This window comes from Streptomyces sp. NPDC012510 (genome assembly GCF_042955065.1).
Lineage (GTDB): Bacteria > Actinomycetota > Actinomycetes > Streptomycetales > Streptomycetaceae > Streptomyces.
This window is the reverse complement of sequence record NZ_JBIBEN010000012.1, coordinates 17,276-30,012: the sequence shown is the minus strand read 5'-3', so window position 1 is coordinate 30,012 and position 12,737 is coordinate 17,276. Positions and strand designations below refer to the sequence as shown.

Genomic DNA, 12,737 nt, shown 5'->3' with positions numbered 1-12,737 from the left:
CTGACCTGCTGTTACACACTTGCGGGACCCTCCATTGATCATCGCTGTCTTTCATCACCTTGTGCAACGTGCGTGCAAGATGATCTTAAATTAATGACGATGCGTCAGAGATATCTGGGCGTCCGCCAGCCTTCACGGAGAGTGGTCGCCACAGGGGCGTCGCAATGTCCGCACCGACGGTGCCACTGGCGTTCCTGAGATTCGGAGTTCAGTCCTCGCCGCGCACGCGCATCAAGCGCACTACACCGCTACGGCCAGTTCCAGGACCTCCACACGCACCGGCGCTCCTTCGATCAACCTTGAGAAAGACCTCGTCCAGGTGCCACTTGTCGCCGGGCCCGGGCTGCCTGCGCCGCAGCGCGTCGTCGTACGTCTGTCCGAACTGGGCGCACCAGCGGCGGATGGTCTCGTAGGAGACGATCACGCCGCGGTCGAGCATGAGTTCCTCGATCTCGCGGAGCTGAGCGAGAAGCGCTGGTACAGCCACACCGCCTGGGAGATGCCCTCGACCGGGCACCGGTGCCCCCTGTGCAACGGTGACACGTCCCCCACGGACAGCCTCCTCCAGCATGATCAATCCGAAGATCCTCCCACCCCGTCAGCGAACGTGGCAGTGCCCTCCTGACGCCCGACCGTATGTCGAGACAGCGTGCCCCCGCATCCACTGTCTGCTGGCGGCGCCCACGAATGAAGACCGCACCTCTCTTGACGTGAGCACCGGGGTTGCATAGATATGGTCGCGCGGCCATACGGCTGACATGGACGGCCGGATACGGAGCCAAGGCTTCGGACAGCGGGCATCCACTTCCTCGAAAGGTGTCAGGTCCATGCCAAATATGCCTGGACTTGCGAGGAAGAGTTTCCTCGCGGCTCTGACGGCCGGCGCTTTGCTCGCCGCCCTGCTGGCGGCTGTAGGGCCGATCTCGGCGCAAGCGGCCGAGACCGACTTCACCATCTACGACGGTGTCGCGACCAGTCCCGTGCTGATCGACCAGTCCTACGGCGGGGATCACGACGATCGCGACTACAGGCAGGTGCACCGCGCGGTTCAGGATCTGCGCCAGGACGTCGCGATGGTGACCGGCGCGATCGACGCCGGCGAGCTGCAGCGGCGCTTCGTCGACGACGAGGCGGCCAAGAAGGCACGCCTGGCGAGCGCCGACCAGAGCAAGGTCCCCGCTCTGCTGACCGAGGCGGACGGCGTGAAAACCGCGATCATCGTCGGCGTGATCGGTCAGAGCGAACTGATCGACGGGATCATCGACGCGGGCAAGTTCGACGAGGCCGCCCGGATCACCGGTGAGTGGGAGGGATACGCGATCAAGAAGGTGGTCGACCCCGTCGCCGGGGTCGACCGCGCTCTCGTGATTGCGGGGAGCGATGCCCGCGGGACGATCTACGGGATCTACTCGGTCTCCGAGGAGATCGGCGTGTCTCCGTGGTACTGGTACAGCGACGTCCCGGTCGAGCAGCGGGACGACATCGTCGTCGACGGCTCCCCGGAGATCGATGACGGCCCTGACGTGAAGTACCGGGGAATCTTCATCAACGACGAGGAACGCACCATCGACTGGGCGAAGGAGAAATTCCCCACGGACAGGGGGACGCCCGAGGTCAACTACTACAGGCACGTCTACGAGATGATGCTCCGTCTCAAGCTGAACACGCTGTGGCCCGCGATGCACGAGGGCACAACGTCGTTCAACGCGGCCACCGACACGGGGATGTTCGACGCCGGCACACCGATCAACGCGCGCGAGGCGGCTGCGTACGGCGTGGTCATGTCCTCCTCGCACGCCGAGTTGATGCTGCGCAGCAACGTCGAGGAATGGCGACCGTTCTACGAGCGCAACAAGGAGGCGCTCGACATCAAGGGCTCGGATTACCGGTCGGCCTTCGACTACTCGATCAACAAGCCCGCGGTCGTCGAGTACTGGCGCGAGCGCCTGGTCGCCAACGCCGGCTTCGAGAGCATCCTCGCGCTGGGCATGCGCGGCGTGCACGACGGGGCGCCCGCGTTCACCCCCGGCAATCCGTACGGATTCGCCAACAGGGTGGAGATGGTCGGCGACGCCATCACCGAGCAGCGCAAACTGATCGAGGACGTCTACGGCAGCGTTGACGCCGTGCCGCAGGTGTTCATCCCGTACAAGGAGATGGCCGATCTCTACAACAACGGGCTGAAGGCCTTCATCCCCGAAGACGTGACGCTGATGTGGGCGGAGGACAACCAGGGCTACCTGCGCCAGGTGCCGACGCGGTCCGAAGCGGCCAGATCGGGCGGCAACGGGATCTACTACCACAGCTCCTACTGGGGCAGCCCGAAGAGCTACCTCTGGCTCAACTCGATGCCGATGTCGCTCATGGTCGAGCAGCTCGACCGAGCATGGAACACCGATGCGGGACGGTACTGGATTCTCAATGTCGGCGACATCAAGCCAGGCGAGATGAAGACCGAGCTGTTCGCGAAGCTCGCCTGGGACGTCGGCGGGTATGACGACACGAACATCGAGAGCAAGTTCCTCGTCGAACAGGTGAAGCGAGACTTCGGGCTCACCGGGCGCGGGGCGGCTGTGGTCGCCGACGCGCTCGACAGGTTCTCGACGCTCGAAGGCACCAAGCGCGCCGAGCTCTGGGGCACGCAGAACCCCTCCGGCGTCCACTCGGCGGGTTTCCCCGGTAGTCGCTCGTTCCCCTTCAGCGCGACGTCGGACGGGGACGAGCTCCAGCGCTACATCAACGAGGCGAACGAGCTGGTGGACATGGTCGAAGGTGTCTCGGACGGATTGCACGAACGCTATCGATCCGCTTTCTACCAGCAGGTGGTCCACCGGGTTCGCTCGTACCGGAACATGGCCGAGCAGATCGGTTACTACTGGAAGAACCAGCTGTACGCCGAGCAGGGCCGCTACGGCAGCGCGAGGGTCTACGCGGTGCTGTCGAAGAACGCGCGCGACCGCATCAGGTCCGACGAAGCGCACTGGGACACCCTCAGCGACGGCAAGTGGAGCGAGGCGATCGGTTACAGCCATCCGATCACCTACTACGGCGGCGTCAACGAGGGCGTGGTGATGCTCACCGACGACCGGTATGCCACCGTCGCGTCTCCGTCCGACGGGGTGGGCGCCAACGCGGAGGGCCAGAAGGTGCCGGGCAGCGGCAGGCTGCGGTTCAACTCGGCATCACCGGAGGACGAACGGTATTTCGACGTGTTCTCGAAGAACGACGTCGCCGAGGAGTGGGTCGCCGAGGCGGACGCCCCGTGGATCACCCTCTCGGGTGTCTCGGGCAAGACCTCTGCCGAGCAACGTGTCACCGTGACGGTCGATTTCGCGCGGCTCGATGCGAGCGCCACGGGGACGATCCGGGTCTACAACGCAGGCGACGGTGAGAAGACCGGCGATCCGGTCGCGACGTTCACGGTGGACGCGGAAAGGGCCACCGTGGACTTCCACGGCCGACCTGGAGGGTGCCGGCCGTCCCCGTCCCGGGGCTGTACGCCCGGCCACATCGAGGCGAATGGCTACGTCGCCGTCGAGGCCGAGCACTTCGCCGAGAATGTGGCCGGTGCCGACGGGGCGAGATGGCGCCCGATCGAGGGCATGGCTCAGCGCGGGGACGCCATGAAGGCGTTCCCGGAGACTGCACGGAGGGTCGACGCAGACTTCACGACCACCGCGCACCTGAAGTACCGGGTGTACTTCACGTCGAGCGGTCGGTTCACCGGCACCTTCTACCGAGTGCCGACCCTGAACGAGGGTAGAGAGGACGACGGCACCATCCGGAGCTCACGGACCGCGATCGGGATAGACGACCAGGTTCCGGCCTCGGCCAACCTCCGAGGCTGCGCACAGACGAGTTGTGGCAGCGCCTGGGGCGACAACGTCATGCGTGGGATCGAGCCCCTGACGTTCACGGTCAACGTCCCGACGCCGGGTTGGCACGAGCTCGTGGTCTACCGGTCGGACGTGGCCATCCTCTTCGACCGGATCATCATCGAAACCGACAGCGGTGCCGTCGGCGACGGCCTCGTCGGCCCGGTGGAGAGCCCCAACAACATCGCACAGGGTGGAGCTGCGCAGACGGCCGAGGTCGCACCGCTTCCGGACGAGCTCTCGACACATCGCGCACTGCCAGCGGTCTCCCTGCCCGTCGGGGAGACTCGCACCGTCGACGACGTGGTGGCAGTGGAGTCGGACAACGAGACCGCCTCGGTCGACGACGGCGAGGTGATGATCATCGGTCCGTCGACGGGCAGTGGAGGTGCCACAGCAAGGGCGCGCAGGAGACTGCCGTCGAAACGTGGTACCGCAACCACGACCGTCAACGGGGCCGCGCTGGCTCCCCGGCGAGCACTCCGATCTCGCTCTGGGCACGGGAGTCCGGGACTCACTTGAACCAGACGCGTTGACGACGAATGCCTCGGCCGGGCGCTGTCACGTTGGTTGACTGGATGGGATGATCTTCTGGTTGATCGTGCGGGAGGGGGCTGTTCGTGGGGGCCGTGCCGCCGTCGTACAAGGGGCACCGGTACCCGGTCGAGATCATCTCCCACTGCGTGTGGCTGTGCTTCCGCTTCCCCCTTCCCGCCCCGATGTACGACGACCATCCGGCGGCGACCCCAGGAGATGCTGAGCGGCCTCGCCGCCCAGCATCTGCCTCAGGTCGAGGAGTGTCGGCTCAGCCTGGTCCGCCTGCCCTGACGCACGGTCACCGGGTACCGGTACTGCCGAGGAGCGGGTCCGGGACCGTAGTCCAGCTCTCCTGGCCCAGGGACAGATCGGCGTCGGTGAGCAGGGCCGCGTCCAGTGCGGAGCGGATCGCCGGGCCGTCGAGGCTGATCCCGGTCAGGGTGATCTCGTTGCGGCGTTCGCCGTAGTAGTCGTCCCAGAACCAGGAGGCGAGGGCGCGCCGCTGTGGGGAAGCGGCCTGCCAGGCGCGCGTGTCCGCGGGCTCCAGCCAGCGGTCTGCCTCCCTCAACTCCAGGTGGGCCCCGGCCGAACGCCAGGTCACAATGGAGTCGGGACGGCTGCACAGCCACAGATGACCTCGGCCGCGGACAACACCGCGCTCGCGGTGGGGAGCGCGTCCGCCAGCCGCCCGGGGTGCAGGGGCCGGCGGGCCCGCCACAACACCGTCTCCGCCCCTGGGCCGGCGCCGTATCGCGTAGCCGGAGCCGTCACCGGCTCCAGGCGCGCCTGCCACTCGCCCTCGGCGCCAGGAGGCGCGGCCCGGACGAGCGAGGCCGGCAGCTCGGGTCCGGCTCCGTCAATGTCCGGAGGTGTGACGAGGCGGGCACGTGGGTTGAGCTGGGAGGCCAACGCGGCTGCGGCAGACGCCTGTTCGCTGTCGCCGCCTGCGGGAGCCGGCACGAGTAGTACGTCCGCCGCCTCCACCTGGCGAACGGCGGCCTCGGCCGGGCTCAGGGCCTCACCATGCTCACGCCCGCTCCACAGCCGTACCGCCTGATGAACGCAACCGACGTCCGTCAGGAACGACGACGGCTCGACTCCGACCATCACGGGTGCCGGCTCGTAGTGGTCCCCCAGCGAGCCGCTCGCCACGCGAGCACGCCACAACTCCACCAGGAACGGCAGGACATCGACGTCCCCGGGCAGGGCGAGAACCACGTGCACCGGGCAGTCTGCGGAACATCGCCCGCGACTGGCTCCCCGGCCATCTCACGGACGGCGACGAGATCCTCGTCCCCTTCGCCGACCACCGGGCGAACCTGGACCCCTGGCTGGAGGCCCGGCGGCTGCCGGCGGAGCAGGGCGTCACCGTGCACCTGCGGGAGCTGCCGTACCAGGAGTCGTCCGGCGACTACGACCACCGGGCGCTGGCCGAAGTCGTCGGCCCGCGCACCCGCTTCGTCGCCGCCACACACGTCCACCACGTCTACGGCGGCGACATGAACGTGCACCGCATCCGCGAGGCCGTCGGTCCGGACGTGCCGATCTGTCTCGACGCCGCCCAGAGCATCGGTCATCTCCCGGTGTCCGTGAACCGGCTCGATGTGGACTTCGTCGTCTTCTCCGGGCACAAGGCGTTGGCCCTGCCCGGCTCCGGCGCGGTCTGGGCACGTAACGCACCCGGACGCGGCGGGGAGTTTCGGCCCGGCGGCTGGAGCGGCACCCCGAACACCGTGGGCATAGCCTCCCTGGAGGCCGCGCTCGACTGGCTGGACGCGGCGGGCACCGAGCGGATCGCGCGCTGGACGACCGCCCTGGGCGCCCGGCTCACCGAGGGGCTCCGCCGTCTGGCCTCGTACGAGATCCTGGGCTGTCAGACCAGTCTGGGCGCCGGCTCGACCGTGCAGCGGCGCCACGGCATCGTCACCATCCGACACTGCGAGATCCCGTCTGACGACCTGGGATTCATCCTGCACAGCCACGGCCTCATGGTGCGGGCCGACAACCTGTGCCAGGCGGGTACGGACAAACGGGACGGCTCGGTGCGGATCAGCCTCCACGTCCACAACACCGCGCAGGAGATCGATCGCCTACTGACCGTGCTGGCAACCCTGGAAGGGTAAGGTCAATGGAAACCGTTTCCAATAAGGGGTAGGTTCTGAGCCTACCCGGTATGGAGAGACGGAAGAGGCGACGCGAAGCATGGGCGTAGGCATGGGGACGGCCAGGCTGTGGGTGGAGCGCTGGGAACTGCAGCAGCAGCACTACGCCATCGCCCGCGAGGAGCGGTTCACGGTCATCGCCGACGTCGTCGAACACGTCGTCGCCCACCAGGACCGACCGTTGGTCCTCGACCTCGGCTGCGGCCCGGGGTCGCTGGCCTCCAGGCTCATCGAGAGGCTGCCGGACGCGGAGATCGTCGCCGTGGACATGGACCCGGTGCTCCTGGAGCTCGGCCGTGCTCATCACGCGGACGCCGCCCGCTATGTGGACGCCGTGATCGGGGAGAGTGGATGGACCGGCTCCCTCGGCCTGGACCGCCCCCTGGACGTGGTCGTCTCGACCACAGCCCTCCACTGCCTCTCGGAACGGACCCTGCTGCGGACCTACCGTCAGCTGGAGAACCTGCTGAGGCCGGGGGGCACCCTGGTCAACGGTGACCACTTCGCCCCGGACGACCGGCGTTGCTCGGAGCTCACCGCCCATGTGGGGCGACGACGAGCCGAACGGTCACGCACACACGACCACGAGAACTGGGACGCCTGGTGGAGCGCGGCCGCCCAGGATCCGGAACTGACCGACCTGTTCGCCCAACGCGAGGAGCGGCAGGCGGCGCTCGCCCACCACGGAAGCGACAACGACCTGCCACTCGCCCGCCACGTCGAGCTCCTGGGGCAAGCGGGCTTCTGCCACATCAGCCCGGTCTGGCAGTTCGGCGACAGCCAGGTCCTGGTCGCACTCAAGGACTGACCGACCTGTTGGAGAGGACGTCATCGGCGATGGGGAACAACGCTGGGGGAATCGGTGCGAACCTCCCGACGGCCCGACAGCGGGCAACCTGGCAGCGCTCGGCCGTCGTCGAAGCCCTCGCGAAGCGCCATGACTTCGTGTCCGCGCAGGACCTGCACACGCTCATCGTCGCTGACGACACGCGCATCGGGCTGGCGACCGTGTACCGCGCGCTGCGGGACCTGGAGGCCACGGGCAGCGTGGATGTCCTCCAAGCAGGCGCCGGAGCACGATTATTCCGGCTGCGGGCGGCCGACGGGCACCGTCACTACCTGATCTGCCGCAGTTGCGGCCGCAGCCGACCAGTGGACTCCCAGGACGTCGAGGAGTGGGCCGAACGCGTCACCGCCGACACCGGATTCGCCGCGGTGGAGCACACCGTCGAACTCACCGGTGTCTGCTCCGGCTGCCGGCCCCGCCCGGACACCGGAGGAGAGCCGGCAAGCCCGTTGGGGTCGGGCCGGGACACCACGACGCGGCGAGCCGGCGACGGCGCGAGCTGAAGGCGACCGTTTCGCCGCCGCTGCGCCTTCGCGAGCAAGCGCCCGTCCTCGTCACCGGCAATCCGCACCGAACCGGGCTGCTGGTCCCCGGAGACCGCCGCCGCCCATCCCCCATCGCCCGGCGACGAGTCCCTCCGCCGTCCGAAGGACCGCATCGCACAGTCACGCCCCGGGCCGACATGACATGGCGAGAGATTTCCCCACGCCGGCACGGGGCTTCAGGATGGCGTGAGGGTCAGGACTCGGTTGAGCGCGCCACCAGGGCGGGCGGTCAGGTCGGCCCAGGTGCCCGCCTCCGCGATGCGGCCGGATTCCAGCACGGCGATACGGTCCGCGCGACGGATGGTCGCGGGGCGGTGTGCGATCACGATGGTCGTACGGTTGCCCCGGGCAAGCGCGGCGGCGAGTCGGGCGTCGCCGCCGTTGTCCAGATGGGCGGTGGTCTCGTCCAGCACAAGGACCCTGGGCTCGGCCAGCAGGGCGCGGGCGAGGGCGATACGAGCCCGCTGGCCGCCGGAGAGGGTGACGCCGCGCTCCGCGACGAGAGAGTCCATGGGGGCGATCCCGTCGACGCCGCACAGCCGGGCGATTTCGGCCAGGAGGTCGTCGCCCGCGTCCGGTGCGGCGAGGCGCAGGTTCTCGGTGAGGGTGCCGTGGAAGAGGGGGGTGTCCTGGCCCACGACGGCGACGGCACGGCGCAGTTCGGCGTCGGCCACGTCACGGAGGTCGACGGGGTCGCCGTCGCGGGGCAGCAGGTGGACAACTCCCCCGGAGGGATCCCAGAAGCGGCCCAGCAGATGGGCGCAGGTCGACTTGCCGGCCCCCGAGACGCCGACCAGGGCGAGGGTCTGCCCTGCGGGAACCGTCAGGTCGACCGCGTCCAGCACGGGCCGGCCCCCGTAGTCGAAGCTCACTCGGTGCAGCCGGACGCCCAGCGGGCCTGAGGGAAGCAGGCGGGGTGAGGCGGGCTGCGGGGCAAGAGAGGGGGCCTTCACGGCCGCGTCGACGCGGGCGGCGGCGGCGCGCAGACCGACGGCCTGGCTCAGGGCCCTGGCCGACTCGGCGACCGGCCCGAGTACCGACAACGCCAGCGCCATCGCCGCCGGGGCCCACGCGCCGTGCAGCCGCCCCGAGTTCACGGACTGCGCGGCGGCGGCCACCACGCCGAGGACCGCGAGAACGATGAGCAGATCGCGGACGGCGGCCGCCATGGCCTCCCAGGCGGCCTCGGCCCGCTGCGCCTCACCCACCCGTCGGCCCTGCGCGGCGAGACGACGGCGCCGCTCGGCCAGCCCTCCGAAGGCGAGCAGTTCCCGCAGCCCGTCGACGGCCTCCACGGTGTCGGCCGAGAGCTTCGTTGCCGCCGCCCTGGTTCGGGCCCCGCGCGTGGCGCGTCCGCGCGCGTCGGCGAAGGGAGCCACGGCGAGCAGCGCGGCGACTGGCAGCACCGCCGCAAGGAGCCACGGCTCGACGGTGGCCAGCACCGCGGCCCCGCCTGTGAACACCACGCCGGAAGCGAGGAGTTGGGCGGTGGTGTGGGCGTAGAAGAACTCCAGCGCCTCCACGTCGGCCATCGCCGTGGCGGCCAGGTCCCCGCTGCGCCGGCCGGCCACGCGAGCGGGCGCGCTGCGAGCGAGCCCGTCGAAGACCCGCACGCGCAGCTCGGCCAGTACCCGGTAGGCCAGGTCGTGCGAGAGGTCCATCTCGCGCCAGGTCGTCAGGGCACGTACGAGGACGAGGACGACCAGCGCCGTGACCGTGCCGGCCGACGGGGCACGGGACTCGATGACGGCGGTTCCCACGCTGTGCGCGGCCAGCGTGAGCAGCGCCACCAGAGAGCCCTGCTCGACGAGTGCGGCAGCGCAGGTGCGGGCCATCATGACCCGGTGCCCGGCGAGGGCGGGCAACAGGGCGCGCAGCGCGCCCCGCGGGGGCACGGGCGCGTCGATGGAGCCGGCCGGTGTCACGCCGGCGTCGGCGTCGATGGTGCTGCTCATGCGGCGAGCCCTCCTTCGTAGGTGCGGCCCGCTTCGACGAGCTCGGCGTAGACGCCCCCGGCGTCGATGAGGTCCTCGTGCCCGCCGATGGCGTCCACGCGTCCGCCGTCGAGCACCACGATGCGGTCGGCGTGCCGGACGGCGGCGAGCCGGTGGGCGACCAGCAGGACGGTCCGGCCGCCCGCGGCGTCCAGCAGTTCACGGACGATGTGGGCCTCCCGGCGTTCGTCGACCGCGCTGGTGGCCTCGTCGAGGACGAGGACCCGGGCGTCGGCCAGCAGGGCGCGGGCGAGGGCGAGGCGCTGGCGTTGTCCGCCGGACAGGGTGGCGCCCCGTTCGCCGAGCACGGTGGCGTAGCCGTCGGGGAGGGCCGCGATCTCGTCGTGGATGCCGGCGGTCCGTGCCGCGCCGAGAAGTTCGTCGTCCGTGGCCGTCGGCCGGGCCAGGCGCAGGTTGTCGGCGATGGTGGCGTGGAAGAGGTAGGTCTCCTGCGAGACGACGGCTATGCCCTGCCGCAAGGAGTCGAGTGCGTACCCGGTGACGTCGCGGCCGTCGACGGTGATCCTGCCTTGCTGCGGGTCGCGGTGGCGCAGGAGCAGGGCGAGCAGTGTGGACTTGCCGGCGCCGGAAGGGCCGACGAGGGCGGTGGTGCGCCCGGCCTCGGCGGTGAAGGTGACATCGCGGAGGGCGGGCGCCTCGGCGTCGTCGTAGCTGAACTCCACCTGTTCGAAACGTACTTGGGGCGGATCCGGCCAGTGCGCTTGTTCCGTTGCCGTGTCGGGGACCACGGGGTCTGCGGTGCGCAGCGCCGCGAGTCCGTCCGCGGCCGATACTCCCAGGTATCCGGCGTGCCATTCGCGGGACAGGTCGCGTACGGGCCTGAAGCACTCGGAAGCCAGCAGCAGCATCAGATAGGTGCCGGTGGGAGTGGTGGATCCGGTGACGGCCGACCAGCAGGCGAGCAGCGCGGCGGCCACGGTGCCGCCCTGGATGGCCAGGTCGGTGAGTCCGGTGTCGACCAGTGACACGCGGAGCTTGGCGACGGTGGCCCGGTGCAGCGCCGCCGAGCGTTCCTCCAGCCGCTCACGGGTGCGTCCGACGGCACCGGCCGCTCGCAGCGCGGGCATGCCCTGCAGCGCTTCGAGGTAGTCGGCGCCCAGTTGCTCGTAGGTGTCCCAGTGTTCCCTGCCGCGCTTGGCGAGGAGCCGGTCCCAGGCGCGTGGGCCGAACAGGCCGAGCAGCAGAGCGGGTACGAGGCCGAGGAGGGCGACCGGTTCGACGGCGGCCAGTGCGGCGAGCAGCAGGGGCGGCACGGTGAGGGTGATGAGGAGCTGCGGTAGGTAGCGGGAGACGTAGGCGTCGACGCCTTCCACCCCGTCGACGAGGGTGGTGCGCACCGCCCCGGCGCGCGCGGAGGTCAGATGCGCGGGCCCGAGCCGGCCGAGGTGGGTGAGAAGTTCGTCCCGCAGACGTACCCTGACCCGCGCGCCGGCGCGGGTGGCGGTGTGCCGCTGCCACTGGCCGAGCCCCGCTCGGGCGGCGACGACGGCGAGCACTCCCCCGAGGAGCAGCGGGAGCCGGTCCGTCTCGCCCCGGGCCACGTCGGCGAGGGCGACCGCGAGCAACACGGCCTGCGCGAGGTGAGCGAGGGTGACGGCGCCCTGCAGGACGGTGGCCGCGAGCAGGGGGCGCTGTGCGTGCCGTGCGGCGCGGCGCAGCTCGGGGTGGACGATCACGAGGTCCCCTTTTCGGAGTGGGTGGTGCCGAGGGCCAGGCCGTGGACGATCCAGTCCCTGCCCGGTGCGGCACCGAGCGCGGCACCGAGGTCGGCCTGCTGCCAGGCGCCGACGGGGCGACCGGCCAGGCCGTGCCGGCCGGCGGTCACGTGAGCCACGTGGACGGCGAAACCGGCGCGTAGATGGACCCGGCGGATCTGTGGGGCTTCGGCTTCCGTCGGACAGCCGTAACCGAGCAGCACGGCGCCCGCGTCCGCGATCCACGCCTGGCCCGCGGCCCAGGCTGCGAGGGTCGGGCGGGCCTCACCCGCGGCGAGACGCCGCAGTGTGCCGTCGGGTGCCGACTCCACGAGTGCGGGCTGTGGTTCGCCGACGGCCGCACACCACGCGAGTTCACCGGCGCTCGCCTCGGCGGCGGCGGCGAGCACCGCCCGCAGTGCCTCCTGGGGCGGGGCGCCCCGCAGCGGTGGCCGGGCGCTGCGACGGGTCGACAAGTCGCGGGGAGTGGGTGCGTCCGCGACCCGGTGTGCGGTCTCGGACGGGGCGAAGTGCAGTGCGGCCAGGGGGTCTTCGGCGAGCCCGTCGAAGTCGAGTGCCGTCGGCCGGACGCCCAGGGAGCGCGCCGCGAGCCACAGCGCCGCGGCGGCGTGCCCGGTGTCCAGCAGGATCAGCGGCCAGGCACGGTGGCCGTAGTGCGAGAGCGTGCGCTGTGCGGTTACGGACAGTTCGACGGTGGCCCCGGGCGGTGTGCCGTCGGGTGCCGGGCCGAGGCGGTGCACGCGGTGGCCCAGCGGGTCGTAGCCGTAGCGTCCGGGCGGCAGGGGGCAGCCGGTGCCCACGACGAGCCGGGCGTCCACCGGGTGCAGCGCGCCCGCCGACGGGGCGGGCCGCAGCCGTCCGGTGCCGTTCGAGGCCGCCAGGGAGAGGCGGAGCAGCCGACCCAGGTCGAGTTCCCCGGGGCGGGCTTCCGGCAGGGGAAACACCGGTCCGGGCCATGGTCGGACGGCGGCCCCCGCAGGCGTGTCCGGGCCCGGCTTCTCCGGGGTACGGGCTCGGGCGAGGGCGGTGACGAGATCCACA

At 70.6% G+C, this 12,737-nt stretch carries 8 protein-coding genes and 3 pseudogenes; 5 read left to right on the top strand and 6 right to left on the bottom strand.

Annotated features, from left to right (window positions below; translation table 11 throughout):
- Positions 1–292: 292 nt before the first annotated feature.
- Positions 293–552 (bottom strand): annotated as a pseudogene (locus tag ACFY9I_RS22585) (IS6 family transposase); the annotation flags it as partial.
- A gap of 275 nt (positions 553–827) precedes the next feature.
- On the opposite strand from ACFY9I_RS22585, the gene ACFY9I_RS22580 reads away from it, so the two are divergent.
- The gene (locus ACFY9I_RS22580; RefSeq protein WP_391004304.1) at positions 828–4,397 is read left to right on the top strand and encodes a glycosyl hydrolase 115 family protein; all 3,570 of its coding nucleotides are present in this window, start codon (positions 828–830) and stop codon (positions 4,395–4,397) included.
- 98 nt (positions 4,398–4,495) lie between these two features.
- A pseudogene (locus ACFY9I_RS22575) lies at positions 4,496–4,585 on the top strand (IS6 family transposase); the annotation flags it as partial.
- A gap of 125 nt (positions 4,586–4,710) precedes the next feature.
- Here the strand turns inward: ACFY9I_RS22575 and ACFY9I_RS22570 are convergent.
- Together ACFY9I_RS22570 and ACFY9I_RS22565 are read right to left on the bottom strand one after the other, a co-directional pair.
- On the bottom strand, positions 4,711–5,016 hold the full coding sequence (locus ACFY9I_RS22570; protein WP_391004758.1) for a hypothetical protein: 306 nt from the start codon (positions 5,014–5,016) through the stop codon (positions 4,711–4,713).
- Positions 5,010–5,636, bottom strand: coding sequence for a hypothetical protein (locus ACFY9I_RS22565; RefSeq protein ID WP_391004792.1), 627 nt, complete (start codon positions 5,634–5,636; stop codon positions 5,010–5,012). The genes ACFY9I_RS22570 and ACFY9I_RS22565 overlap by 7 nt, the downstream gene beginning before the upstream one ends.
- 8 nt (positions 5,637–5,644) lie before the next feature.
- Between ACFY9I_RS22565 and ACFY9I_RS22560 the strand changes: the two are divergent.
- The 3 genes and pseudogenes from ACFY9I_RS22560 to ACFY9I_RS22550 form a co-directional block, all read left to right on the top strand.
- Positions 5,645–6,535 (top strand): annotated as a pseudogene (locus tag ACFY9I_RS22560) (aminotransferase class V-fold PLP-dependent enzyme); the annotation flags it as partial.
- A 79-nt stretch (positions 6,536–6,614) separates the two neighbouring features.
- Complete coding sequence (locus ACFY9I_RS22555; RefSeq protein ID WP_391004302.1) at positions 6,615–7,382, top strand: methyltransferase domain-containing protein; 768 nt, start codon at positions 6,615–6,617, stop codon at positions 7,380–7,382.
- A gap of 29 nt (positions 7,383–7,411) precedes the next feature.
- Positions 7,412–7,924 carry a transcriptional repressor gene (locus tag ACFY9I_RS22550; RefSeq protein WP_391004300.1) on the top strand — a complete coding sequence of 171 codons (513 nt, stop codon included), beginning with the start codon at positions 7,412–7,414 and terminating at the stop codon, positions 7,922–7,924.
- Between the two features lie 218 nt (positions 7,925–8,142).
- Here the strand turns inward: ACFY9I_RS22550 and ACFY9I_RS22545 are convergent, their stop codons facing one another.
- The 3 genes from ACFY9I_RS22545 to ACFY9I_RS22535 are packed head-to-tail and all read right to left on the bottom strand — an operon-like array spanning position 8,143 to position 12,736.
- Positions 8,143–9,921 carry an ATP-binding cassette domain-containing protein gene (locus ACFY9I_RS22545; RefSeq protein WP_391004298.1) on the bottom strand — a complete coding sequence of 593 codons (1,779 nt, stop codon included), beginning with the start codon at positions 9,919–9,921 and terminating at the stop codon, positions 8,143–8,145.
- Positions 9,918–11,657: an ATP-binding cassette domain-containing protein gene (locus ACFY9I_RS22540; protein WP_391004296.1), complete on the bottom strand. Its 1,740-nt coding sequence runs from the start codon at positions 11,655–11,657 to the stop codon at positions 9,918–9,920. The genes ACFY9I_RS22545 and ACFY9I_RS22540 overlap by 4 nt, the downstream gene beginning before the upstream one ends.
- Positions 11,654–12,736, bottom strand: coding sequence for a SagB/ThcOx family dehydrogenase (locus tag ACFY9I_RS22535; protein WP_391004295.1), 1,083 nt, complete (start codon positions 12,734–12,736; stop codon positions 11,654–11,656). Before ACFY9I_RS22535 ends, ACFY9I_RS22540 begins: the two co-directional genes overlap by 4 nt.
- Between the last annotated feature and the right edge of the window lies 1 nt (position 12,737).

Coding starts and splice junctions, on each gene's coding strand:
- ACFY9I_RS22580 (WP_391004304.1), top strand. CDS start 828: ATGCCAAATATGCCTGGACTTGCGAGGAAGAGTTTCCTCGCGGCTCTG.
- ACFY9I_RS22555 (WP_391004302.1), top strand. CDS start 6,615: ATGGGCGTAGGCATGGGGACGGCCAGGCTGTGGGTGGAGCGCTGGGAA.
- ACFY9I_RS22545 (WP_391004298.1), bottom strand. CDS start 9,921: ATGAGCAGCACCATCGACGCCGACGCCGGCGTGACACCGGCCGGCTCC.
- ACFY9I_RS22550 (WP_391004300.1), top strand. CDS start 7,412: ATGGGGAACAACGCTGGGGGAATCGGTGCGAACCTCCCGACGGCCCGA.